This is a genomic window from Halioxenophilus sp. WMMB6 (assembly GCF_033283405.1).
Classification (GTDB): domain Bacteria; phylum Pseudomonadota; class Gammaproteobacteria; order Pseudomonadales; family Cellvibrionaceae; genus Halioxenophilus.
In genome coordinates this window covers 881,632-906,539 of record NZ_JAWMQR010000001.1, presented here as the reverse complement: position 1 = coordinate 906,539, position 24,908 = coordinate 881,632, and the positions used below count along the sequence as shown (strand labels likewise).

The following is a 24,908-nucleotide window of genomic DNA, read 5'->3' as shown; positions in this document are numbered from 1 at the left end:
CAGGAGAAGAAAATGGCCGGCAAAACCCTGTACGACAAATTATGGGACGCCCATCTGGTGCAAAACCGCGATGATGGCTCGGCGTTGATCTATATCGATCGCCATATCATCCACGAGGTAACCTCGCCGCAGGCTTTTGAAGGGCTGCGAATGGCGGGCCGCAAACCCTGGCGGGTGGATAGCGTGCTGGCCACCCCAGACCACAATGTGCCCACCACCGTCGATGAGCGGACCCGCGGTGTGGCTGGTATCGAAGATGATATCTCGCGTATTCAGGTACAGACTCTGGACGACAACTGCGACGATTTCGGCATTGTCGAGTACAAGATCAACGATGACCGCCAGGGTATCGTGCATGTCATCGGCCCCGAAAGCGGCGCCTGTCTGCCCGGTATGACCATCGTCTGTGGTGACTCCCACACCGCCACCAACGGCGCTCTGGGCGCCCTGGCGCACGGCATCGGCACCAGTGAGGTGGAACATGTGTTGGCCACCCAGTGTCTGGTGGCGAAGAAGATGAAAAGCATGCTGATTAAAGTTGACGGTGTGCTGGGCAATGGCGTCAGCCCGAAAGATGTGGTGCTGGCCATTATCGCCAAGATTGGCACCGCCGGTGGTACCGGTTACGCCATCGAATTTGGCGGCCAGGTGATGCGGGATATGACCATGGAGGGCCGCATGACGGTCTGTAATATGGCCATTGAAGCGGGGGCCCGTGCTGGTATGGTGGCCGTGGATGAGACCACCATCAATTACGTTCAGGGCCGCACCTACACCCCCAAAGGCGAGCAGTGGCAGCAGGCGGTGGACTACTGGCAAACCCTGGTGAGCGATGCCGATGCCCAATTCGACTGTATCGTTGAGCTGGACGGCAGCACCATTGAGCCGCAGGTAAGCTGGGGTACTTCACCGGAGATGGTACTGCCGGTGGGCGCCAATGTGCCCAACCCGGCGGCCGAGTCCGACCCGGTGAAAAAATCGGGCATCGAGCGTGCCCTGCAGTACATGGGCTTGCAGGCTGGCCAAAAAATTACCGATATCCCGGTTGACCAGGTCTTTATCGGCTCCTGTACCAACTCCCGCATTGAAGATATCCGCGCCGCAGCGGAGGTGGCCAAGGGGCGCAAAGTGGCGGGTTCGGTTAAACGCGCCCTGGTAGTACCTGGCTCCGGTTTGGTGAAAGCCCAGGCGGAGGCCGAAGGGCTGGATAAAATTCTGGTCGACGCCGGTTTTGAGTGGCGCGAGGCTGGTTGCTCCATGTGCCTGGCCATGAACGCCGACAAACTCGGTAATGGTGAGCACTGCGCCTCCACCTCCAACCGTAACTTTGAAGGGCGCCAAGGCTATGGTGGCCGTACCCACCTGGTCAGTCCGGCTATGGCGGCGGCGGCCGCGATTGCCGGCCATTTTGTCGACGTACGTGAACTGTAAGGGGGCCAGACAATGAAAAGCTTCACGCAAGTAACAGGTTTAGTGGCGCCAATGGATCGCGCCAATGTCGATACCGACATGATCATTCCCAAAAACTTCTTAAAATCGATCAAACGTACCGGTTTTGGTAAGAATCTGTTTGATGAGCTGCGCTATCTGGACGAAGGTATTCCCGATCAGGACTGTTCCGGGCGGCCGTTGAATATGGAGTTTCCGCTTAACTTTCCCCGCTACCAGGGTGCACAGATCCTGCTGGCGCGGGAGAACTTCGGCTGTGGTTCCAGCCGAGAGCACGCCCCCTGGGCACTGGATGACTACGGCTTCCGTTCGGTAATTGCACCGAGCTTCGCCGATATCTTCTACAACAACTCCTTTAAAAATGGATTGCTGCCGATTGTGTTACCGGCCGCTGTGGTAGAGCAGCTGTTCCAGGAGATGTACACCAACGAGGGCTATACCCTGACTATCGACCTGGCGGCTCAGGCGGTGATCACCCCCAGCGGTGACAGCTTCAACTTTGAGGTCGACGAGTTCCGCAAACACTGCCTGTTAAACGGCCTGGACGACATCGGTTTAACGCTGCAGCAGGAGGAGGCCATCAAGGCCTACGAAGTTAAGGCCAAGTCCGCCACCCCATGGATATTTGGCGCGGTCCAGAGCGAGAGCTAAGGTCCAACGCGAACGAACAGCTAGGGTTCAGCAAATGACAAAAAATGTATTGATTATTGAAGGTGATGGTATCGGTCTGGAGATTGTGGCCCAGGCGGAGAAGGTTCTGCGCGCGGTGAATGAGCTCGACGGGCTTAACCTCGAGTTCGACTACGCCATGCTGGGTGGCCGCGCTTACGACAAGTATGGCCACCCCTACCCGGAAGAGACCAAAGCCAAGGCTCACAAATCCGATGGCATTCTTTTTGGTGCCCTGGGTGGCCCCAAATGGGACGGTAAAACCGAGCGCCACCTGCGGCCCGAGCAGGGTTTGTTGGATATCCGTGCCGACCTCGGCCTGTTTGCCAACCTGCGCCCGGCCACCGCCTTCAAGCAGCTGGTGGATGCCTCGCCACTGAAGCCGGAGCTGGTTGCCGGCCTGGATATTCTCATCGTGCGGGAGCTGACTGGTGGCATCTACTTTGGCCAGCCACGCGGTATTCGCACCCTGGACAACGGCGAGCGGCAGGGTTTCAACACCGACGTCTACAGTGAATCTGAGATTCGCCGTATCGCCAAGGTCGCCTTTGACTCCGCCCAGAAGCGCAACAAGCGCGTCTGTTCAGTCGACAAAGCCAACGTGCTTGAGGTGACTGTGCTGTGGCGGGAGGTGATGGAAGAGGTGGCCAAGGAGTACCCGGATGTGACTCTGTCGCATATGTATGTCGACAACGCCGCCATGCAGCTGGTTATCAACCCTAAACAATTTGATGTGATTGTAACCGGCAATCTGTTTGGCGATATTCTCTCCGACGAGGCCTCCATGCTGACCGGCTCCATCGGTATGCTGCCTTCGGCCTCCTTGAATGAGAGCAGCCTGGGTTTTTATGAGCCAAGCCACGGCTCAGCGCCGGATATTGCCGGCCAGGATATCGCCAACCCGCTAGCGACCATCATGTCGGCTGCGATGTTGCTGCGTTACTCCCTCGGTGAGGTGGCTTCAGCCGACCGCGTTCAACGTGCGGTAGCCAAGGTGCTGGACGATGGCCTGCGCACTGGGGATATCATGTCTGAAGGCTGTACTCGGGTAGGTTGCACGGCAATGGGTGATGCCGTGGTTGCCGCTCTGGCTGAGGTGTAACCAAGAATACTCTCTCCCCGGGGTGGCGCTTAGCGGTTTCCCGGTTGTCGCCCATGGCCATTGAGGCCATGGACGGCTCCGCAAAAGGCCGATGGAAAATCCCATTCGGACCTACCCCTCAATTTTTAGTCCCTCTGTCACACCTTCCCATCTCCGCTGTTTGAGAATTAGAAGTCTATAATTCAAACTCCAAGGCTGAATCCCTGCGCTTGCTGATGGATTACACGGGTAACAACCATAAATTCAAACGGATCAACGCCGGGTGTCGCACAGTGCCACAGGATGGGCCGCCAACGTCTGCTCACCCTCTGTGCTCCCGCTCTGAGGTACGCTGATTGAAAGTCCTAGTGGTGGATGCACTGGCTGCGAAGCGCCAGAAATTAACCGAACTGCTCAGTGCTCTATCGCTTGAGGTGGCCGCTGCCAGTACTCATTGGGAGGCGGTCAACGCGGTGGCGCAGTCTGGTGATTGGAGCATGATCTTTATCTCCCTCGACGCCCCCGAGCTTGATGGCCTGGAGACTACCCGGCAGCTAAAAAAGCAACTTGGACGCAGCCATATTCCGGTGATTTTGCTCTCCTCCCGCTTGGATAGGGCGCTGGTGGAATCCAGCTTTGCGGCTGGCGGAGATGACCACCTACCGTGGCCGATTGATGAAACCCTGTTGTTTAGTCGCATAACGGCGCACCAACGCAGCGCCCGCCTGCATCGCCAGCAAGAGCGTGAAAATAGCGATCTGCTGCGTTATCAGAATGCGATAGCCCGGGAGCATTTGGTGCTCGAGCATGTGTTTGATCACGTGATTAAACCCGCCCGGCTGGAGTGTGAATCACTCAATGTCTTGCTGGCACCACTATCAACCTTCAATGGCGATCTCTATCTGGCCTACCGTACCGATGGGGGCGCCACCTATCTCTTTTTGGGCGATTTTACCGGCCATGGCCTCTCGGCGGCGATTGGCTGTATGCCGGTGGCAGACCTCTTCTACGCCATGGCCGCCAAGAGCGCGCCGGTGGGCGATATCGCTGCCGAGGCCAACCGCAAGCTGCTGAAGATTCTGCCACACCATATGTTCTGCTGTGCGGCGATTGTAAAGCTCTCGCCTGGTATGACCTCGGCGGAGCTGTGGTTGGGGGGAATGAACGACCTCTACATCATCAACCCCGCGGGTGGGGAGGTGGCCACCCTGCAATCGCTGCATATGCCCTTGGGGGTGCTCGACAACCACGAATTCAGTCGCCAGGAACAACAGCTTAGCCTGTTGCCCGGCAGCCGCCTGCTGGCCTATACCGACGGCGTGATTGAAGCGCAAAACAGCGCTGGCGAACTCTTTGGTGAGCAGCGTCTGGCCGAGGTTATAGGCCGGGCAGGAGATAATCTGGTGGCCACGGTGGTCGCCGCGTTGAATGGCTTTCGTGGGGCGACTGAACAAAAGGACGATATCACGCTGCTGGAGATCATCACTGCCAAGGCGCCGCCGGCTCGGGCCACTGGTACCCTAGTTGAAGAATTGAGCAGAGAGTATCTACCGACGGTCATCGACCCGACACTGACGATTCAGGCCGGCGCTGAGCCTTGGCAGGTGCAGATAAAATTTCTGCCCACACGAATGCAAAAAATACCGGGCATGCTCGATCTGCTGCAGCGTCTGTCGTTGAACGTTGATGCGCAAAATAATATTGCAGTGTTACTTTCGCAGGTGATGACTGAGCTGCTGCAAACTCCGTTGCTGGTCATTCATCTTCAGCCTGGCCAACCAGTGGTGTTGAGCCTGCGTGAGTTGGATCGGGAGGTGTCGGTCCATATCGAAATGCAGGAGCGCCCGCTGTTTCGCCTCTCGCTGCGATTGATGCTGCCGGAGTCAGAGCCCGGTAGCGAAGCGCTTCATTTTCTAGCACAAGAGGCGATGCCCCAGCAGTTGGTTGAGCGGTTCGACAAGTTGGAGCTGCACGCTGAGCGCAGCGTGCTGCTGCTGGAAATTTCCGCTTAGGGGTGAATGGTTTTTACCACCTCCACCAGTGCCCGGCAGAGTTTGGTTAAGTCCAGCTCAGAGATGACAAACGGCGGCATGATATAAACCAGCTTGCCAAAGGGCCGCACCCAGATACCGGCCTGGACAAATTTATCCTGTTCGTTGGCGAGCGTGATCGGCTCTTTCAATTCAATAACACCAATGCCTCCCAGTACCCGTACATCAGCCACCTGAGGTAGCTCCCGCGCTGGGCTCAGCTCTTTACTCATCACCTGTTCCAGCCTGGCCACCCACTTTTGCCAGGGCTCGCGTTCCAAAATCTCGCAGCTTTTCAGCGCCACCGAGCAGGCCAGGGGGTTGGCCATAAAGGTTGGGCCATGCATAAAGACCGATGCCTCGCCTTCGCTGATGCCGACGGCGATTTCGTCGGTGCAGAGGGTGGCAGCCAGGGTCATGTAGCCAGCGGTCAGCGATTTGCCCAGGCAGAGAATATCGGGGCTGATACCGGCGTGTTCACAGGCAAACAATTTTCCGGTGCGGCCAAAGCCGGTGGCGATTTCGTCGGCAATCAGCAACACATTGTGTTTGCTACAGAGCGCGCGTACCCGCCGTAAAAATTCTGGCGAGTAGAAATTCATGCCGCCGGTACCCTGCACAATGGGTTCCAAAATAACGGCGGCCAACTGCTCACTGTGGCTGGTGATTTGTGTTTCAAAATCCTGTATGTAGGCGTCGTCCCAGGGCTGGTCAAAGCGGCAGCCGGGAGAGTCGGAGAAAATCTGTTGCACCAGAATTTCGTGAAACAGATGGTGCATGCCGGTATCGGGGTCACACACCGACATGGCGGCAAAGGTATCGCCATGGTAGCCGCGGCGCAGAGAGAGAAGCTTGTGTTTGCCGCTCTGCCCGCGCGATTGCCAGTACTGCAGGACCATTTTAATGGCTACTTCCACCGCCACCGAGCCGCTGTCGCTGAAGAACACCCGGTTGAGCCCCTCGGGTGTTAAGCGAACCAGAGTCTCGGCCAGCTGCACGGCGGGCTCGTGGGTTAAACCACCAAACATCACGTGCGCCATTTTATCGAGCTGCTGAGTGATAGCTTCGTTCAGCTCCGCGTGGTTGTAGCCGTGGATAACCGACCACCAGGAGGACATGCCATCAATCAGTACCCGGCCATCTTTTAAATAAAGGCGTACCCCCTCGGCCCGGGCGATGGGGTAAAGCGGCGGGTGCTGGGTGGCAGAGGAGTAGGGGTGCCAGATGTGTTGGCGGTCGCGGGCGACCAGTTGTTCAGCGAGTTTTTTAGTTTGCGATGATTGCATAGTGGCCCCTTTTGGAAGCCGGCTATTGTAGCCATGCTATCTGCCCGTTGAAACCGCAAAGGCCGCAAACTTGGTTTCCTGCTTGCTCTGTTAGGGATTACGACTAAAATAGCGGGCTTTTCGATTTTGGCGAATTATTGATCATCGCCTGGCCCCGTTGAAGTGAAGGAATAACCCGCATTAATTATGACCGCACCCAATATCCGCAAAGACCGACTCGAATATAACAAGCTGCAAAAACGCCTGCGCCGGCAGGTGGGGCAGGCCATTGCTGACTTCAATATGATTGAGGCCGGCGATAAGGTGATGGTTTGTCTCTCCGGCGGCAAAGACTCCTATGCGATGTTGGATATTCTGCGGGCGTTACAGAAAACCGCGCCCATCGATTTTGAGTTGGTTGCTGTTAACCTCGACCAGAAGCAGCCCGGCTTTCCCGAGCATGTACTGCCGGAATATCTCACCAAGCTTGGCGTTTCCTTTCATATTATTGAGCGCGACACCTACAGTGTGGTGCAGCGGGTGATTCCCGAGGGGAAAACCACCTGTGGCCTCTGTTCGCGCTTGCGGCGCGGCACACTCTACGGTTTTGCCGAAGAGATTGGCGCTACCAAGATTGCCCTGGGCCACCACAAAGATGACATCGTCGAAACCCTGTTTCTCAATCTGTTTCACAGTGGCCGGCTGAAGGCGATGCCTCCGAAACTGCTGGCCGACGATGGCCGCAATATTGTGATCCGGCCCATGAGCTACTGCCGGGAGGCGGATCTCACGCTGTGGGCGGAACATAAGGGTTTCCCGATCATTCCGTGTAATTTGTGTGGCTCCCAGGAGAATCTGCAGCGTCAGGCGGTCAAGGCGATGTTGGCTCAGTGGGAGAAAGAGAGCCCCGGGCGCACCGAGACTATTTTTGGTGCTCTGCAGCGGGTATCACTGTCGCAGTTGGCTGATCGCGAACTGTTCGATTTTGTGAATCTGAAAGTGGACCGTTCCGGTGTGGCCCAGAGCGATGAGGAGGTTGAGGTGGGCGACGCGGTCAATCTGATTGATGTGTTGCAGCTCTAACCGCCTTCAATAGCGGCCGCTTTGGTCGGAAGTTGACCTACCTGAAAGAGTCCCGTGGCAAGGTTTGTCTATTCTGTTGAACTAAAATGATGTTATTGCCGAATACATGAGTAATCGGTCGGTAATATCGTGAAAATCAGCGCTCTATTAGAAGCATCAACTATACTATCAACGGAAAAGACAGGATGAGGCTCTTCTCAGGGGGTTAGGCCGCTATTTTTATTGGAATTACTTATCGTCTAGCGCTCGTCGGCCTATTGATCACTTTTGGCTTGGGTCTGTTGCTTGGGGGTATCCAGATCTACTGGGACTTCCAAAGGCAACAACGCGAGTTCAGCAAGACCAACGACTACATCATCGAACTGGTTACTCCAACCGCAGCCCGTGCCGTTCATACCCTCGATAGCGAACTGGCGGCGGAAGTCGTTGCCGGGCTGCTCAGCTACAACTTTGTGAAATCGGTTCAGGTGGTTGATGAGCTCGGCAATGTTCTGGCCGAGGCTGAAAACAGCAACGACGCCCCCTCTAAACTGCTGTGGATGACCGAGCTGTTAGGCGACCGCTACCAAACTTATCAGGCAGACCTAGTGTTGAACGAGTACGAGGGCTACCAGGCTGGCAGAGTCGCCTACACTGTCGATTTGAGCATCGCTTACCAGTCACTCTATCAGCGCTCGATCACCTATTTGGGCTCCGATCTGTTTCGCAACTTTGTCTTGATCGGCCTCTTGTGCGTTATCTTTTACTCCTACTTCACCCGGCCCATATTGCGGTTGGCGCGGGAGATGGAGTCGATCAACTTCTATAAGCCGGGTTCCCGGCGTTTTTCGCTGATTAAGTATCGCTCGGATGAGATCTCGCGGTTGGTGGATAACGGCAACCGTTTGCTGGAATCGGTTGAGCTGGCGCTGGATTCCCAGCGCTCGGTGGAGATCGCACTGCGTAAAAGTGAAGAGCACCTGCGGCAATTGATTGATCGCTTGCCGGTGTTCGTTGCTGCCCGTAACCGGGACGGTTACCTGGTGTTTGTGAATAAGGCCTGGGCTTCGGTGTTTGGTATGAGCCCGGATCACCTGCGCTATGTAAAGTTCAAGGATGTGGTGGGCGAGAAGCTGACCAACGCCGATGAAATCCTCGCCCGCGATAAGAAGGTTTTTGATTCTCACGAAGATTTCTTTGTTGCCGAAGAGCGCTGGTTTGACCACAACCACCAACCGCTCTACTGGCAGAGCCACTATACCTTGCTGCAATTTCACGATGAGCCTGTGGCTTTGGTGGTCTCCACTGATATCAGCGACCGCAAAAAGTCAGAGGCCGATATCGCCTACATGGCCTACCACGACTCGCTCACCCGCCTGCCCAATCGCATGCATTTAGTTGAGCGGTTGGAGAACGAGCTGCACCGGGCCAAACGGCACAAGTACTACGGTGCGGTTCTGTTTATCGACCTGGACCAGTTTAAAAACATTAACGACTCCCTCGGCCACCCCGTGGGTGATGTGGTGCTGGTGGAGATCGCCCGGCGCCTGCAACAGACGGTCCGCGATGAAGATCTGGTTGCCCGTCTGGGTGGCGATGAATTTGTGTTGGTATTGACGGTGCTCGACACCGATCTGACCCAGGCGATACATAAAGCCACCGAGGTGGGTGAAAAGATCCGTGTCTGCCTGGCGGACCCGGTTTATCACGATAATCTCGAACTGCGGGTTACCTGCAGTATCGGCGCGGTGATGTTCCCCGACGAAGGCCTAAGTGTGCACGAGCTGCTGCGCTACGCTGATACCGCCATGTATCGGGTGAAAGAGGGGGGCCGGAACTCCATCGCCTTCTTCAATGAGACCATGGCGGAGCAGGTGAAAAGCCAACTGGTGTTGGAAGGACAGCTGCATAAAGCGGTGGAGGAGCACCAATTTGAACTGGTCTACCAGGCCAAGGTGAGTGTCGCCACCGGCGAACTGACCGGTGCCGAGGCGCTGCTGCGTTGGAAACACCCGGAGAAGGGACTGATCGGCCCGGGCTACTTTATTGGCACGCTCGAGAATACCGGCCTGATTGTGGAGGTGGGGCAGTGGATTCTGGAAGAGGCCTGTCGCAAGTTGCAGGAGTGGCAGCAGATGGGGGTTTGGCAATCTGGTATGCGCTTAAGCATCAATATCAGCCCCCGTCAGTTCCGCCGCAGTGAGTTTGTCGATGATGTAAAAGCGACTCTGCGCGATATTCCCATCGAGTATGGCTCTCTCGATATAGAAGTGACCGAAGGGGTGGTGATCGGCAATATCGACGACACCGCCAGCACCATGCGCGAGCTGTGTGACATCGGCATCAGCTTCTCGCTGGATGACTTTGGAACTGGTTACTCCTCCATCAGCTACCTGAAGCGACTGCCGGTGGCCACCTTAAAAATTGATCAGAGCTTTGTGCGGGATATCCGTATCGACCGCAGCGACAAGGTGCTGGTGGAATCCATGGCCAGTATGGGGCGTCTGCTTGGCTTGAAAGTGGTGGCGGAAGGGGTGGAAGAGGCTGAGCAGTTGGCTCTGATTAAGGAGTTTGGCTGTGATGAGTACCAGGGTTACTACTTCAGCCGGCCGATATCGGCGGACAAATTTCTCGAGCTGTTGCGTGATTCGCACGGAGAAATCCAGCTTTCTGGTTCCTAATTCCCCGTTCCTTGACGCAGGTTCCTAACCCCTGCCCATAATGGGCGGGGGTTGGTTCTGGCAACTACTCTTTCGGCATTAGTTCCATCAGGGCCAGCACGGTCGCCTCCACACCGGCGGTGACGGCCGGTTCTGGCACAATCTTGAACAGAGGCGAGTGGTGGCTGGGTACCGGCTCTCCGCCATCGGCCATGCGTTCGAAATCCTCTTTCGGTGTACCGCCGACACTAAAATAGACACTTGGAATATAGGGCTCCTCGGTAAACATCGGGAAGTCCTCCGCCCCCATTCCGGATGGGGCTTCACTCACCACCCGCTGAGCCCCCATTTTCTCCGTCCACAGGGCTTTCAGGCGCAGGGCCAACTCCTCGTTATTGACGGTCGGCGGAACGCTCTCCTGGGAGTAGATCACCTCGGGCAGCTTATCCTCGGGCAGCCCGGCAACGCGGCCCATGTTAACGGCTATGCGTTTGATGCCGTCGAGCAGGAGTTTGCGGGTCTCTGGGTTGGTGTTGCGCACAGTAAGCTGCAAATGAGCTTCGTCGGAGATAATGTTGTGTTTGGTTCCGGCGTGGAAGGAGCCGACAGTGACCACGCCAGGCTCACGGGGTGACAGCTCGCGGGAGACCAACGTCTGCAGTGCCAACACGATTTGCGAGGCCAGGACGATGGGGTCTTTACCGGCGTGGGGGCTGGCGCCGTGGGCACCTATGCCATGGACAATGATATCGACCGAGTCAGAGCCGGCGTAGGGGCTGCCTGGCACCACGTTTACGAAGCCGGCCTCTAAGGCTGAGGAGACATGCAGCGCCAGCGCATAATCGGGGGTACCAAAGCGGTCCCACAGGGAGTCGGCCATCATGGCGCGGGCACCCATAATGCGCTCCTCGGCCGGCTGGCCAATCAGCATCAGTGTGCCGGACCACTGGTCGCTCATGGCCTTCATACGGCGGGCGGTACCAATCAGGCTGGTGATGTGCACATCGTGGCCACAGGCGTGCATCACCGGCACCTCTTTACCGGTAATGGGGCTGATTTGCGTCGCTTTGGAGGCGTAGGGCAGGCCGGATTTCTCGGCCACCGGCAGGCCGTCCATATCGGCGCGCATCATCACCAGCGGGCCTGGGCCATTTTCGAGGATGGCAACCACACCGGTGCCACCTACCTTCTCGGTCACTTTAAAGCCGGCTTTGCGCAACTCCTGGGCTAGGCGCTTGGCGGTTTTGGTTTCAACCGTGCTCAACTCCGGGTTGGTGTGAAAATATTTAAAGAGTGGGTCGAGGTATTTGTTGTAATCGGTTTGAATCGCCGATTCCAACGGCGTCTCGGCCATTGTGCCAGCGCTGAGGGCTAGTAGCAGGCCAGTTAACAGGGTGCGGGTGGGGCTGATTGCAGGTTTCTGCAGGCGTTTAATCATGGTTGTGAGCCTTGAATTTAACTTGGGGAATCAATCGTGCGCGATGGCAGGACCAGGGTAGGTGGCTCAGATTGGTTGGGCAAGTCTTTATTGACCTGAGCGGAGAGAGGGGAGACAGGAGCGCGGAGCAGTTTTACACCACCCTGCTGGCTGAGCCGATTGGTTGGCAGGCCGCCAGAAGAGTGCGAGGCACACTCTTTGCTCGGTGTTTTGAGGGGCAGTGAGTGTGCCAGCTGGTTAAGGTGGCTACCACAGCCCAGAATTTTGCCAGAGTTACTGTAGACGTAGTTAGACGAAAGCGTAGGGGGTTGCATGGGTATTGAATTGAATGTGTTGAAAGAGCTGGCCAACATCAGTGTCACGGCGGTGGAGGTGGCCAGTGCCGGTGCGGTAATCAACATGGCTGTGCGCAAACCGGAGTTTAAGGCAGAATTTCACGATTTGATGGTCGATATTATTGCCAGCTACGAGGTGGTGGTGGATAACTTTAACCCGCTGCTGGCCATTAGCAGTGAAAGCGAGTTTGAACAGAGTTTTGTCGATTTTTATAAGCGGTTTTCTGAAGTTTATCTCTCTGAGATCAGCCGGCCTCGGGTTTATGCGGAGAACACCTTCCACAAAAATCTGCAATTCTGGAAATTAAAAGAGACCCAAACCAGCAACCCGTTGGTGAAATTAAATTTCGCCCGTCTGCGGGAGTTTATCGATAAATGGATCGACAATGATATCTGGCTATCGATGACCATCGATGGGCTGTTTAAGTCGGGCCACCGATTAATGACTGAAATTGATGCCATGAACAGCAAGGATTCCGAGTTGGCGTACCTCCATTTTCAGGCGAGCTTTGGCAATTTTGCCCCGTATTTACAGCTTATTGACCAGAAAATTGCGCAGATGCGCACCTTTTAATTGTTCTTTGTTCGCCTGCGCTTTTAAACCATTTTCTTTCCAGCCATAATCCGCCAGGTTTGCTCATGTTGGTCGATGTGAGCAAACCACACCCTATCTCCGATTATTTCCTCCTTGGTTACAAGCGCCCACAGTTACTGTGTGGGATTTTTTTAGAAGGTAGTTCATCAGCGTGTTTGGCTTATTTAATTTGGGGCGTGCCAGCGCCGGTTTTGTTGCGGTATTGGTCGGTTACACCAGCTCGGCGGCAATAATTTTTCAGGCAGCAAACAGCTTAGGAGCCAGCGCGGCGGAGGTAACCTCCTGGTTCTGGGCGCTGGGTATTGGTTTGAGTGTGCTGACCATCGGCCTCTCCTGGTGGTTTCGGTCGCCGGTGATGATGGCCTGGTCGACGCCAGGTGCGGCACTGCTGGTGACCGGGTTGCAGGACTTGTCGATGGCCGAGGCCGTGGCTGTGTTTCTGTTGAGTTCGGTATTGATTCTGATCACCGGCCTGACCAAACTCTTTGACCGCCTGATGCGCCTCATTCCCGGCCCCATCGCTGCGGCTATGCTGGCCGGAGTTTTGTTGCGTTTTGGCCTGGATGTGTTTGTTTCCCTACAAAGCCAGCCCTGGTTGGTTGGCATCATGTTGTTGGTCTATCTGGTTTTGAAACCGCTGCTGCCGCGCTACTGTGTACCTCTGACGTTAGTGGCGGGGCTGGTGGTGGCGCTGGTGCAGGGAGATACCCATTTTGCCGAGGTGAGTTGGCAGATGGCCCAACCCCACTGGGTGACGCCCGAGTGGAATTGGAGCGCCATGATTGGGGTGGGGGTGCCGCTCTTTCTGGTGACCATGGCCTCCCAGAATATGCCGGGTCTGGCGGTGATTCGCGCCCATGGCTATCACACCCCCGCCTCGCCGATTATTACTGCCTCCGGCTTCGTGGGGGTATTGCTCGCCCCCTTTGGTGGCTTCGCCTATAACCTGGCCGCCATTACTGCGGCTATCTGCATGGGTGAAGAGGCTGATCCCGATCCCAAAAAACGCTACTGGGCCGCTATCTGGGCGGGGATTTTCTACGCTCTGGCCGGCCTGTTTGCGGCCTCGGTGGTAGCGGTATTCGATGCCTTGCCGTTGGCGCTGGTGGCGGCGATTGCCGGCCTGGCGCTGTTGGCCACCATCGGTTCCAGCCTACAGGCGGCGGTGGTGGACCAGAGCTACCGCGAAGCCGCGATTATTACCTTTCTGGTGACCGCTTCCGGGCTCACTATCGCCGGAATTGGCAGTGCCTTCTGGGGGCTGATGATTGGCGTGCTGGCGGCAACGGTATGGGGTAGCCTGGCCAAGCCCCGTTAATGAGGAGAGGCTACCCGGCAAACAGCTTGCGAAAACTGAGCAGCGCCGCGGTAACCGCCACGTTGAGGGATTCCACACCGTTATTCATAGGGATCGCCAAGCTGTGGCTGGCCAGTTTCCGCACCGCGCTGCTCACCCCATCCGTTTCATTACCCAATATGTAAATCCTGGGTCGTTCACCACTCAACGAGGCGAGTGACTCTTTGCCATCGCCAGCCAGGCAGTAGAGCTCACTGCCCGCCTTTTTATATTCCGCCAGTGTCTCTGCCAGCGACTGGCAGCGCAAAACCTTGGCTTTAAATACCGTTCCGGCGCTGGCTTTAATGGCCAGGGCATCAATCTGGGCGGTGCCTTTTTCCGGGAGCAGTATGCCGTCGACAAAGCCGGCAGTGGCTGAGCGAATAATCATGCCCAGGTTTTGCGGGTTGGTAATACCGTCGAGCGCCAAGAGCTCAAAATTGCGTTGGTGGTTGTTCGCCAGAAAATCGTGGGCGTCCTCAAACCCGGGGCACTCCAGGTCCACACAGATACCCTGATCCTGCTTGCTGTTTTTTGAGATGCGCGACAGCTGTTGGCGGGAGTGGTAGAGCACCTCCGCGCCCTGTTCAGTGGCCAGCGCAATAATCTGGTCGAGAATCGGGGCCGGTTTGTTGCTGTCGGCCAGGTGCAGGCGGTAGGCCCTGGCGCTATCGGCCTGCAACGCCTCCAGTACAGGCTTGCGGCCATAAACGGTAAGCAGCCTGCGCAGTTGCGCACGCTTGGCGCGGTAGGCTTCGGAGTCTTGTGGAGGGTTAACCATACTGTTATTGGTCGCTCATTTCGGTGAGAGAGGCCAGAGGCTGCTGAAACAGTGCCTGCATCTGTTGCCAGGCTTGGCTGGCTTGTTGTTGGGGGCTAGCCATGGCCATGGTGGCCTGGGCCAGGGCACGATAGAGCTCGGCCAGTTTTGGGTCCAGTTGGGTGATTGCCTGCCACTGCTGTTGCAGAAGCGAGACCTCAGCGCGCTGCACTGGCCCGGTTAAGGCCGCTGTAGGCCCCAGGCTGAGCGTATTGCTTAGGGTCTGTTCTATGAGTGGCCGCAGGATGGCTAAATTCAGATTGTTGTCACTGCCGGCGGCCTGCAGGCACTGTTCGGCCGAGTGCAACAGCGTCACGAAGTAGTTGCAGGCGAATACGGCGGCGGCGTGATAGAGCTTTTTGTGCTCGCCATTGAGCGTTAACCAATGCAGACCAATACCCGTGAACAGGGGTTGCAACTGTGCCAGCGCCTGGGGTTCACCCTCGGCACCGGCGTAGCAGCCAGCCAGGCTGGCGAGGCTGGCCTCAGGGTTGGCGAAACTGTGGATGGGATGAACACTGGCGATTGCGGCACCACGCTCAGCCAGTGCTGCCAGCAGCTGCGAGCCGTGGGCGCCAGAGCAGTGGCAGACAACGCTCCCGCTCCACGCCAGCGGCAGCGCAGCCAGCTGTTCCGCCAGGCTGGCGATGGCGCCATCCGGGGCGGTGACCAGCCAAATATCGGCTGGCTGCAGATCTTGCAACCGCTGGCAGAGGCTGCCGGCACCGATAAATGCCAGCGCCGCTTGGCTCTGTTCGGGGCTGCGGTTAACTATCTGGCCGATCTCCGCCAGGGCTGAATCCTGCCAGCGCCTGGCCAGGGTACGGCCGACCCGGCCGCTGCCAATAATGTTGATGCGTGGCTTCATTCGCCAACGGCACAGAGGCTAAGGTAGCAGCCAATGGCTGTGGTCATGCCCATGGCAATAGAGTCCACCGTCAACGCATGGCCAATGGAGACCTCGGCCAAGCCCGGCAGGTGACGGTACAGGGTCATATTGGCCAGGTTGAGGTCGTGGCCGGCGTTCACTTCCAGGCCGAGCCCGGTGGCGTATTGGGCGGCGGCCACATGCTGGTTGAAGATTGGCAGTGGTTGGCCTTCGGCATAGGCTTTGGCAAAGGGGCCGGTGTAGAGCTCAATGCGGTCGGCACCTATCTGTTTGGCCAGGGCAATCTGCTCCAGGTCCGGGTCCATAAACAGGCTTACGCGAATCCCTTCATTCTTCAGCTGCGCAATAATGGGTGCCAGCCGTTTGCCGCTGGTTTTCAGGTCGAAACCGTGGTCAGAGGTTAGCTGTGACTGGCCGTCGGGCACCAGGGTGGCTTGATCGGGCATGCTGGCCAGCACCAGCTCCATAAAGCCGGGGTAGCTGCCCTGTGCCCCCTCAAACGGGTTGCCTTCGATATTGAACTCAATATCCGACAGGGGGGTAATGAGTTGCGTCAGGTGCCGGCAGTCGTCCGGACGGATGTGGCGCTGGTCCGGGCGGGGGTGCACGGTAATGCCCTGGACGCCGGCGGCGATGCAGGTTTCGGCGTGTTCGATAAGATCGGGGAAATTACCTTCCCGGGAGTTGCGCAGCAGCGCTATTTTGTTGAGATTTACACTTAGTGCGATGGCCATAATGGGTAGGCTCAATAGAATCCGTAACAGAGTAGATTAAGAAAAGGGATAATCGGCAACCGGCCTAAAGTCGGTAACAGAAAGGGGCGATAGTATCGCCCCTTGCGCTTGCAGCCAAATTAACCGGGCCGTGGCTACGGCAGCCGCTTCGCTTTTAGAATTCGCACCGGGGCATTGGGGGCATTGGGGTAGTTGCGATAGAGCCCCTGGGGTTCGGCAACAATGGCTTCCACCACCGCCATACCCTGAATTACCTCGCCAAAGACGGTATAGCCCGCTTTATTGGCTTTGGGGTCGAGGTTGGTGTTGTCTTTTAAATTGATAAAAAACTGTGAGGTGGCGCTGTCTGGATCTGAGTAGCGGGCCATGGAGAGAGTGCCGCGCCGGTTCAGGAGGCCGTTACTGGACTCGTTAACAATGGGGTCGTTGGTCTCTTTCTGGGTGAAGTCGTAGCGTAAGCCGCCGCCTTGCACCACAAAATTGGCGATCACCCGATGGAAAATAGTGCCATCGTAAAAGTGGCTATCGACATACTTCAGGAAGTTGGCGGTGGTGACCGGGGCCTTGTCGCTGTAGAGCTCAATAACAATCTTGCCCAGGTCGGTCTCGAGTTCCACCTGCTCAGCCCAGCTGTTGAACGGCAGGGCCAGCCAGAGCACCAGGCTGGCCAGAAGGGCCTGGATTGGGGGGGGTGCGTTACGGTTTTTCATCTTGGCTCTAGTACCCTTAGTTCAACCATTCACTTTTCTTGCGTCGCACCCGGAAGATGGGTACCACCAACGCAATCACAACGCCCAGTGCCACTGCACCGGCGCCGTAGGCGAACCACTTCTGGCTGTCGTCTTTGCGATAGCGGTTGTTCTCCGCTTTCAGTACATCCAGCTCAGTTTGCAGCATTTGGTGGGCGTTGAGCAGCTCCTGGTGGCGCTTATTGAGATCGACAGCACCAGCGGAGATACGTTTGATCTCCTCCAGTTGGGTTTCGGTATTGGACAGGGTTTGGTCGCGGGAGGAGAGCTGGTTCTGCAGCTGTTGATGCTCGGACTGAAGCTCTTCGAAGTTGGCTTGCAACTTACGGTAGTTGCTGGTGACCTTGGCCAATTCGGCTTGGGCCGCGACCAGTTTCAGCTGGGCGGTGGGCTCCTTTTCTACGTACTGCGCGCGGATATACCCCTCCACGCCATCCTCCGTGCGAGCGTGCACCCACTCTTCGTCCTCGTCCAATATCTGCAGTCGGGTACCCGATTTGAGGGCACTGTTGATAATCCGGAACTGATTGCCCTTACCGGACCTTAATGGCACGTAAAGCTTGTCGGAGATGTAGCCGGTTTCAGCGTGAGCGGATGGCCCGCCAAAGGCGAATAAGATAAGGCAGCAGAGCGCGCCCAGTAGATGTTTATGTGAGATGGCAGACATGGTGATCGCTTTATAGGTTTTAGTGGGTCTATTTATGAGTACCCGTTAGGAGTACTAGTGTTATCGGGTACTGATGCATCATTTGTTGTGGTTAAACAGGCGCTACCAGCACTGTTGTGGGGCCATCACGGCAGCACCTTGATAAAGGGTTTAACGCTGACAGACTGATAAACCCCGGCCAATACGTAGGGGTCGGCATTGGCCCAGGCTTCTGCGTCGGCCAGAGAGGCGAACTCGGCAATGATGATACTGCCGGTAAAACCGGCTTCACCGGGCGCGGTGGTATCGGCGGCGGGATTGGGACCTGCCACCAACAGACGGCCGGCATCCTGCAAGGCTTTGACCCTCTCCAGGTGTGCGGGGCGAGCCTCAAGACGCTTTGCCAGGGAACCGGGCGTGTCGGTTCCAACCACGCTATACCACATGCTTTTTTCCTTTTGTTAGGGCTACTGTTGAATCAGGATTTCATCGAGCGACAATTTGGTGAGGCGGGTGATGTTCCGGAACAGGTAAAACATGGAGCCCATAAGAATGAGCATGCCCGGCAGTACGATCACGGGGTAGCTGAGCGCTGTCATTTTGCCAAGCTCCTGGGTGTATTCGACACTGCCGGGGGCACTGACAACGATCATTTTCGCCAGTACGTAGTTGAGCACTGATGAGAGTAGGAAGGAGGAGGCTACCAGATAGGAGGCTATGGTCAGCACCCGGTCGAAGTCGGCACGGGTATTCTGCTCCTGCAGTGCCTGGTTGATCGCCTCCATTTTCAGCACGCTGTCATTGAGCATGATGGTTTTAACCAACGGGTAGCGGGTGTAGTTCGAGATAAGAGTAGCCAGCGCCAAAATACCAGGTACTGCGGCCTCTTTAATAGCGATGTATTTTGGGTCGAGCTCCAGCAGGCTGATGCCACCGGTGAGCAGAACCCCCGCCATACCCAGGCCAGAGAGGAAGTTCCATTTGCGGCGGGTGAAGTAGTCCCAAATGCCGTAGCCAATGGGGAAAGCGAGGGCGATGATCAGAGCCAGCGTTGGCCCCAAGTACTCCTCTTTGCTCAGCTTGGTTAGGATCAACGTGGGCACCACCACGTTCAACAGGAGGTTGATCCAGAGATTTTCCTTTTTGGGGGGCGTTGTTTGTGGGGGAGTGGTGACTTCGCTCATATGCTCTTAAATTCGGTAAATCTTACTGGGCTGCTTCTGCTAAATCTTGCGGGCTTCGGCTTGTGTCTCTTGTCAACCTAAACGGGTGGTTGTATCCGGGTTTTGTTAGCTGGTTGTGCTAACTGGCTCTGTTAACTGTTTGTGTTAACTGTCTGTGTTAACTCAGAGAGCTGCACACTTGGCTGTTGTGTAGATTTTCAATGTCGGCCCTGCCGCTGAATCTGTTGTGTGTTAATCTACGCGCTTGGCATTTTAACGTGTACTTGGCGTGGCTTTCAAAGCGCTAAATCACTGTTTGGCCAAATAAAATTGCGTTTGTAGCCCTGTTTCTCAAAACCTGCAGCCCAGCAATAGCTGATTGCCGATTTTCCTGGTACGGAGTTGTTTCCCATACTGTACGATTTGCACTGCCATTCCCTCCGCTCCGACGGCGCCTTAAGCCCCCAAGCACTGGTTGAGCTGGCGGCGGAACAGGGGGTTAGCCATTTGGCCCTGACTGACCACGACACCCTGGCCGGGGTGGCAGAGGCCCGCCAGGCGGCGCTGACGACAGGTATAGACTTGATCAACGGTGTGGAGTTCTCCTGCCAGTGGCAAAATCGGGGTATCCACGTGGTGGGGCTCAATTTTGATCTCACCGACAGCGCCCTGTTGGCTGCCATAGGGCGTATGGCGACTATCCGCCAGCAGCGCAGTGAGCAGATTGCTGAACGCCTGGGCAAGTTGGGCTTCCCGGGTTGTTTGCAGGGGGCGCAGCGCTATGCCAATGGCGCTGTGGTGGGCCGGCCACACTTTGCCCAGTATCTGATCGAGCTCGGTGTGGTCAAAGATTTCAACCAGGCTTTCAAGCGTTACCTGGGTAATGGCAAGGCGGGAGATGTCCGCCATCAGTGGCCGGAACTCGCCGAAGTTGTGGGCTGGATTGTCGCGGCTGGCGGTGTCGCCGTTATTGCTCACCCACTCAAGTACGATCTAACCCGTACCAAGCTGGTGGCGCTGTTGAGCAGCTTCCTGGAAGCTGGAGGCAAAGCGCTGGAGGTGATCAGCGGCAGCGACCAGAGTCCCGACCAGACCCGCAATCTGGCGGCGCTGGCGGGCAAAATGGGGCTCTATGCCTCCGTTGGCAGCGACTTCCACAGCCCCGGCATGCCCTGGCAGATGCTTGGCCGCACGGGGCAGTTACCCGATACCATCGCGCCCGTTTGGCAGTGCTGGTCATAGCGCCCTGGCGGCTACTGCCCAACTGCGCCAATCTTTCGAACAACAAGGAGCTTAAGTGTCCCAATTTTTTCAAATCCACCCCGACAACCCGCAGGCGCGTCTGATCAAGCAGGCGGTCGAAATTATTCGCAGCGGCGGTTTGGTGGTCTATCCGACAGATTCCGCCTATGCCCTGGGCTGTCATCTGGGTGACAAGATGGCGCTGGAGCGTATCCGAATGATCCGCCAGTTGGGCAAGGAGCATAACTTTACCCTTATGTGCCGCGATCTTTCGGAGCTTGCCACCTACGCCAAGGTCGACAACCAGGTCTTTCGGGCGCTGAAGGCGCACACCCCCGGGCCTTACACCTTTGTCCTGGCGGCCACCTCCGAGGTGCCCCGCCGACTGATGCATCCCAAGCGTAAAACCATTGGCATGCGCGTGCCCAATAACGCTATTGCCCTGGCATTGATGGAGGAGTTGGGTGAGCCTTTGATGAGCAGTACGTTGATTCTGCCTGGGGAAGAGCTGCCGTTAACCGATCCTTACGAGATTCGTGAGATCCTGGAGCACCAGTTGGAGTTGATCATCGATGGCGGCTACTGCGGCATGGAGCCCACCACCGTTATCGACTTCAGTGAGGGCGAACCACGTCTGCTGCGTCAAGGGCTGGGCGACAGCGCCGGTTTCGACCTGGTCGATTAAGGGCGGCACCTCCGCGGGCACCGGCTTTGCGCCTTGTGTGAGGGTTCTATGAACCCGTTAACTTAGTCGCTATAATCTCCCGCCCGAATACACCCGGGTCTTTACTGAATCATTCAACAAATACAACCAGTTACAGGCGGCGTGTGAGCCAAGATACCGAGTCAATCGAGAGCCAGGAAGAGGCTGCTGACGCCACTGAGGTGGCCGAACAGGGTCAATCCGAGTTACTGCCGGAGGCAGAAGAGGCTCAACCCAGCCAAGGTGAAATGCCGTTCGCTATCGTTGCGGGCAAGGCGATTACCGAGGTTCCCAAGGACCTCTACATCCCCCCTGATGCTTTGGAAATCATTCTAGAGGTGTTCGAGGGGCCGCTGGATCTGCTGCTTTATCTGATACGTCGCCAGAATATCGATATTCTGGAGATCAACGTCGCCGATATCACCCGCCAATACATCGACTATGTGGAGATGATGAACTCTCTCCAGTTTGAACTGGCGGCTGAGTATCTCGTGATGGCGGCCATGCTGGCCGAGATAAAATCGCGTATGCTGCTGCCGCGGCCACCCACCGATGATGAGGACGAGGAAGATCCGCGAGCCATGCTGATCCGCCGTCTGCAGGAGTATGAACGCTTCAAGCAGGCGGCAGAGGATCTCGACGAGCTGCCGCGCGTGGGCCGTGACATTCACACAGCGCGCGCCCAGGCGCCGGACCGCAACCTGACCCGGCCGGAGCCGGAGGTAGACATAAAAGAGCTATTGTTGGCGTTGTCAGAGGTGTTACGGCGGGCGGATATGTTCACCAGCCACCATGTCGAGAAAGAGAAACTCTCCACCCGGGAGCGTATGGCGCAGGTATTGGAAAAGTTATCTCACCGCCAATTTATGCCCTTTGTAAGCCTGTTTAGTGTCGCTGAGGGGCGCTTGGGTGTCGTGGTTACCTTCCTGGCCGTGATGGAACTGATAAAAGAGTCCCTGGTGGAAATTATTCAAAACGAACCTTTTGGTCCCATCCATGTGAAGTCGCGGATGCAATGACAATCGAATCCAATCAACTCAAAAAAATAATAGAGGGCGCGCTGCTGGCTGCCGGCCAACCGCTGGACCTAAAACGCCTGTCCGACCTGTTTGTAACGGAGGAGGGGCTGTTAGAGCAACCTTCGGTAAGCAATGACGAAATCAAGGCCGCTTTGACCGCCATCGAGACCGACTGTGAGGGTCGTGGCTTTGAATTGAAGGAGGTCGGCTCGGGCTGGCGCTTTCAGGTGCGGGAGGAGACTGCCCCCTGGGTCAACCGCCTGTGGGAAGAGAAGCCGCAAAAGTACTCGCGCGCCATGCTCGAGACGCTGGCTTTGATCGCCTACCGCCAGCCGATCACCCGCGGCGATATCGAAGAGATTCGCGGTGTGGCGGTGAGTTCGCACATCATCAAAACTTTGACCGAGCGCGAGTGGGTGAAGGTGGTTGGGCACCGGGATGTACCGGGGCGGCCCTCGCTTTACGCCACCACCAAGGCGTTTCTCGACTATTTCAACCTCAAAAATCTGGAAGATCTTCCCTCCCTGGGTGAACTGGCTGATCTTGATCAGCTCAATCCGGAGCTGAACCTGGCGGGTATAGAGCAGGAGGCGGGCAGCGATAATGGAGATGGTTCCGAAGCTGCCAATTCCGACGAGCCCGATCTGATTGCCGAAGCTCTGGCCGGCGAGGCTGAATTTGAGCCGGAGGAGGATGAGCTCGGCGAATTCGCCGACGGCGATAAAGGGGATGAAGTCAGCGAAGAGTACGAAAAAGAGGAAGTTGTAGACGAGGATGAAGTGTCGCTGCTTGCCGATGGCATCAGCCCGGACGCCGGCTCGCTCTTCGAGACGCTCGATGGCGAAACCGCTCCGGTTACTGATGAAACCGATGCGACTGTGGATGATTCCGACTGCGCGGCCGGCGGGGCTCTACAGGAGCTTATTGAAAACGAAGATGAAGCTGAGCACTCCCCCTCTGAAGATGAACAGGAAAGCTTGGCCGACGAAGACGACTCGATAGCCGAGTGGGAGGAGCCCACAGTGGCAGCGCTCGCAGCCGAGGATGCTCAGCCATCGGACGCAGCAGATACCCCGGATGAAGAGGAGGAGTCGACACCGGCTCCTTCTGTACCTCCTTCATTGTTTGATCGCAGCTAGAGGCTTGCCGTAACTATGTCGGAAGGCGAAAAAATCCAAAAAGTCCTGGCCCGAGCCGGGCTCGGCTCTCGACGGGAGATGGAACGTGCTATCTCCCAGGGCGAGGTATTGGTTAATGGCAAGCCAGCTACCTTGGGCGACCGGGTAGGCAGTGAAGACAAACTGCAATTTCGCGGCAAGGTGGTGGATAACGCCGCCGCCGAGGATAAATTGCGGGTTCTGCTCTACAACAAACCGGAAGGCGAGATCTGTTCCCGTTCCGACCCAGAAGGCCGGCGCACTGTTTACGATCGCCTGCCAAAACTGAAAGCCGGGCGCTGGATCTCCGTTGGCCGGCTCGACTTCAATACCAGTGGCTTGTTGCTGTTTACCAACGACGGTGAGCTGGCGCACAAGCTGATGCACCCCTCCTCGGTTATTGATCGCGAGTACTTGGTTCGTGTACAGGGTGAGGTTGACGACGATATGAAAGCGCGCCTGGTGCAAGGGGTGCTGTTGGATGACGGTGTCGCCAAATTTACCGATATCGTCGATGGTGCCGGCGAAGGTAAAAACCGCTGGTTTTATTGTGTGGTGATGGAAGGTCGCAACCGGGAGGTTCGCCGCCTGTGGGAGTCGCAGGGGGTGAAGGTGAGCCGCCTGAAACGGGTACGCTACGGCAATATATTTATCCCTTCCCACGTTCGCGTTGGTCAGTGGGTGGAGCTGTTACCGAAGGAGATCAAAGATCTCTGCCTGACCGCCGGTATCAGTGCGCCATCCACCAAACCGCTGCGCCAGCAAGAAAAAGAGCAGTATCAACGGCGTGATCGAAAGCTCAGATCCAAAGGCCCCAAACACTGATTAGATTGGGGTTAACCGCAGACAACATTGCGGCCACTGCGTTTTGCCATGTAGAGATTGTTGTCCGCCTGTTCGAACAGTTCCCGATCATTGTTTGAATCGCGCAGGCTGCCAATGCCAATGCTGATGGTTACGTGAATCGATTGGTCGTCATGTTGGATAACCAGGTTGCCAATCCGCTCGCGAATACGCTCGGCAATGACTCTGGCGCCTTCGGTATCGGTCTCCGTCAGAATGGCCGTAAACTCCTCTCCGCCGTAACGAAAGATCATGTCGGTTTGGCGCATGGCCGTCTGCAGGGTCTGTGCAACTTCTTTCAGCACCTTATCTCCCACCAAGTGACCGTAGTGGTCGTTAATGCGTTTAAAGTGGTCGACATCCATCACCAGCAGTGACAGATGGTAGTTGTGACGCTGGGCCAGCAGGTATTCCCGCTCAAAGGAGCGACTAAAGGCAAATCGATTGCCGACTCCGGTCAGGGCATCCAGACGCGCATTTTTTACCGCCTGCTGATAGAGAATGGCATTGCGCAGCGGATAGAGCAGGTAGGCAAGGCTCTGCTCAATCACTTGCAATGCGTTTTCAGAGAAGCGGGTTGAGTTGCTGATACGGATTTCGCCGAGCTTGTCCTGGTCGGTTTTCAGCTGGTAGAAGCACTTGTTTTTCAGACTGGGGCCACCCAACTCGATATTGATGTTGAGCTCGTTGTGCTGATACAGCAGGCGACAACCGGGTACGCTGATGCGGATATGATCCAGCAAAAAGGGTAGGATGACCTCCAGTTCGAGGCTCGATTGCAGGCTTTGGACAAAGCCCAGGGTATCGTTGGGATCCAAAACCCTGGCTTTAGGAGTTACCAATGCCGGACCTTTACCCAGTCGGCTGCGTGCATCTGTTTGGGAAAGCATACCTCTATTCCTGTCTCGATTGCGTTGAGTGACGCCTGTTCCTTGGCATTCGACCGGGCTTTTGCTGGCTGTTATGCAATATGCCCGTCAACTGTGTCGGCCTGTTTGGCCGCGACTTGATTATTGCAACGAT

At 56.5% G+C, this 24,908-nt stretch carries 23 protein-coding genes; 13 read left to right on the top strand and 10 right to left on the bottom strand.

What is annotated here, in order from left to right:
- Nucleotides 1–12: 12 nt before the first annotated feature.
- From leuC to SBL51_RS03855, 4 genes are all read left to right on the top strand, one after another.
- Nucleotides 13–1,431: a 3-isopropylmalate dehydratase large subunit gene (leuC, locus tag SBL51_RS03870; RefSeq protein WP_317929329.1), complete on the top strand. Its 1,419-nt coding sequence runs from the start codon at nt 13–15 to the stop codon at nt 1,429–1,431.
- Between the two features lie 12 nt (nt 1,432–1,443).
- A complete protein-coding gene (gene leuD, locus SBL51_RS03865) occupies nt 1,444–2,100 on the top strand; it encodes a 3-isopropylmalate dehydratase small subunit (RefSeq protein WP_317929327.1) in 657 nt (218 codons plus the stop codon).
- Between the two features lie 34 nt (nt 2,101–2,134).
- Nucleotides 2,135–3,220: a 3-isopropylmalate dehydrogenase gene (gene leuB, locus SBL51_RS03860; protein ID WP_317929325.1), complete on the top strand. Its 1,086-nt coding sequence runs from the start codon at nt 2,135–2,137 to the stop codon at nt 3,218–3,220.
- 335 nt (nt 3,221–3,555) lie between these two features.
- Nucleotides 3,556–5,211 carry a PP2C family protein-serine/threonine phosphatase gene (locus SBL51_RS03855; protein WP_317929323.1) on the top strand — a complete coding sequence of 552 codons (1,656 nt, stop codon included), beginning with the start codon at nt 3,556–3,558 and terminating at the stop codon, nt 5,209–5,211.
- On the opposite strand, the gene bioA is transcribed toward SBL51_RS03855, so the two are convergent.
- Nucleotides 5,208–6,515, bottom strand: a complete 1,308-nt coding sequence (gene bioA / locus SBL51_RS03850) for an adenosylmethionine--8-amino-7-oxononanoate transaminase (RefSeq protein ID WP_317929322.1) — start codon at nt 6,513–6,515, stop codon at nt 5,208–5,210. The two genes, SBL51_RS03855 and bioA, sit on opposite strands and share 4 nt — an antisense overlap.
- 186 nt (nt 6,516–6,701) lie before the next feature.
- On the opposite strand from bioA, the gene ttcA reads away from it, so the two are divergent.
- Both ttcA and SBL51_RS03840 read left to right on the top strand, forming a co-directional pair.
- Nucleotides 6,702–7,577, top strand: a complete 876-nt coding sequence (gene ttcA / locus SBL51_RS03845) for a tRNA 2-thiocytidine(32) synthetase TtcA (protein WP_317929320.1) — start codon at nt 6,702–6,704, stop codon at nt 7,575–7,577.
- A gap of 257 nt (nt 7,578–7,834) precedes the next feature.
- The gene (locus SBL51_RS03840) at nt 7,835–10,237 is read left to right on the top strand and encodes a putative bifunctional diguanylate cyclase/phosphodiesterase (RefSeq protein WP_317929318.1); all 2,403 of its coding nucleotides are present in this window, start codon (nt 7,835–7,837) and stop codon (nt 10,235–10,237) included.
- 64 nt (nt 10,238–10,301) lie between these two features.
- Here SBL51_RS03840 and SBL51_RS03835 read toward each other — a convergent pair whose 3' ends face one another.
- Nucleotides 10,302–11,654, bottom strand: coding sequence for an amidohydrolase (locus tag SBL51_RS03835; RefSeq protein WP_317929316.1), 1,353 nt, complete (start codon nt 11,652–11,654; stop codon nt 10,302–10,304).
- 312 nt (nt 11,655–11,966) lie between these two features.
- Between SBL51_RS03835 and SBL51_RS03830 the strand changes: the two genes are divergently transcribed.
- Together SBL51_RS03830 and SBL51_RS03825 are read left to right on the top strand one after the other, a co-directional pair.
- Nucleotides 11,967–12,563, top strand: coding sequence for a hypothetical protein (locus SBL51_RS03830; RefSeq protein ID WP_317929314.1), 597 nt, complete (start codon nt 11,967–11,969; stop codon nt 12,561–12,563).
- A gap of 172 nt (nt 12,564–12,735) precedes the next feature.
- Nucleotides 12,736–13,902, top strand: coding sequence for a benzoate/H(+) symporter BenE family transporter (locus SBL51_RS03825; protein ID WP_317929313.1), 1,167 nt, complete (start codon nt 12,736–12,738; stop codon nt 13,900–13,902).
- A 10-nt stretch (nt 13,903–13,912) separates the two neighbouring features.
- Here the strand turns inward: SBL51_RS03825 and SBL51_RS03820 are convergent, their stop codons facing one another.
- The 7 genes from SBL51_RS03820 to SBL51_RS03790 form a co-directional block, all read right to left on the bottom strand.
- On the bottom strand, nt 13,913–14,701 hold the full coding sequence (locus SBL51_RS03820; protein WP_317929312.1) for an RNA methyltransferase: 789 nt from the start codon (nt 14,699–14,701) through the stop codon (nt 13,913–13,915).
- 4 nt (nt 14,702–14,705) lie between these two features.
- On the bottom strand, nt 14,706–15,608 hold the full coding sequence (locus tag SBL51_RS03815) for a Rossmann-like and DUF2520 domain-containing protein (RefSeq protein WP_317929311.1): 903 nt from the start codon (nt 15,606–15,608) through the stop codon (nt 14,706–14,708).
- The gene (locus tag SBL51_RS03810; protein WP_317929310.1) at nt 15,605–16,363 is read right to left on the bottom strand and encodes a pyridoxine 5'-phosphate synthase; all 759 of its coding nucleotides are present in this window, start codon (nt 16,361–16,363) and stop codon (nt 15,605–15,607) included. The genes SBL51_RS03815 and SBL51_RS03810 overlap by 4 nt, the downstream gene beginning before the upstream one ends.
- Nucleotides 16,364–16,497: 134 nt before the next feature.
- Nucleotides 16,498–17,073: a peptidylprolyl isomerase gene (locus SBL51_RS03805; protein WP_317929308.1), complete on the bottom strand. Its 576-nt coding sequence runs from the start codon at nt 17,071–17,073 to the stop codon at nt 16,498–16,500.
- A 16-nt stretch (nt 17,074–17,089) separates the two neighbouring features.
- Nucleotides 17,090–17,779 carry a TIGR04211 family SH3 domain-containing protein gene (locus tag SBL51_RS03800; protein ID WP_317929307.1) on the bottom strand — a complete coding sequence of 230 codons (690 nt, stop codon included), beginning with the start codon at nt 17,777–17,779 and terminating at the stop codon, nt 17,090–17,092.
- 125 nt (nt 17,780–17,904) lie between these two features.
- On the bottom strand, nt 17,905–18,204 hold the full coding sequence (locus SBL51_RS03795) for a YciI family protein (RefSeq protein ID WP_317929305.1): 300 nt from the start codon (nt 18,202–18,204) through the stop codon (nt 17,905–17,907).
- A gap of 21 nt (nt 18,205–18,225) precedes the next feature.
- A complete protein-coding gene (locus SBL51_RS03790; RefSeq protein WP_317929304.1) occupies nt 18,226–18,942 on the bottom strand; it encodes a VC0807 family protein in 717 nt (238 codons plus the stop codon).
- Between the two features lie 381 nt (nt 18,943–19,323).
- On the opposite strand from SBL51_RS03790, the gene SBL51_RS03785 reads away from it, so the two are divergent.
- The 5 genes from SBL51_RS03785 (at nt 19,324) to rluB (ending at nt 23,867) form a co-directional block, all read left to right on the top strand.
- On the top strand, nt 19,324–20,163 hold the full coding sequence (locus SBL51_RS03785) for a PHP domain-containing protein (RefSeq protein WP_317929303.1): 840 nt from the start codon (nt 19,324–19,326) through the stop codon (nt 20,161–20,163).
- A 55-nt stretch (nt 20,164–20,218) separates the two neighbouring features.
- Nucleotides 20,219–20,848, top strand: coding sequence for an L-threonylcarbamoyladenylate synthase (locus SBL51_RS03780; protein WP_317929302.1), 630 nt, complete (start codon nt 20,219–20,221; stop codon nt 20,846–20,848).
- 143 nt (nt 20,849–20,991) lie between these two features.
- The gene (locus SBL51_RS03775) at nt 20,992–21,885 is read left to right on the top strand and encodes a ScpA family protein (protein ID WP_317929301.1); all 894 of its coding nucleotides are present in this window, start codon (nt 20,992–20,994) and stop codon (nt 21,883–21,885) included.
- Nucleotides 21,882–23,024, top strand: a complete 1,143-nt coding sequence (gene scpB / locus SBL51_RS03770) for an SMC-Scp complex subunit ScpB (RefSeq protein ID WP_317929300.1) — start codon at nt 21,882–21,884, stop codon at nt 23,022–23,024. Before SBL51_RS03775 ends, scpB begins: the two co-directional genes overlap by 4 nt.
- 15 nt (nt 23,025–23,039) lie before the next feature.
- A complete protein-coding gene (rluB, locus tag SBL51_RS03765) occupies nt 23,040–23,867 on the top strand; it encodes a 23S rRNA pseudouridine(2605) synthase RluB (protein ID WP_317929299.1) in 828 nt (275 codons plus the stop codon).
- An 11-nt stretch (nt 23,868–23,878) separates the two neighbouring features.
- Here rluB and SBL51_RS03760 read toward each other — a convergent pair whose 3' ends face one another.
- A complete protein-coding gene (locus SBL51_RS03760; protein WP_317929298.1) occupies nt 23,879–24,775 on the bottom strand; it encodes a GGDEF domain-containing protein in 897 nt (298 codons plus the stop codon).
- Nucleotides 24,776–24,908: the final 133 nt, after the last annotated feature.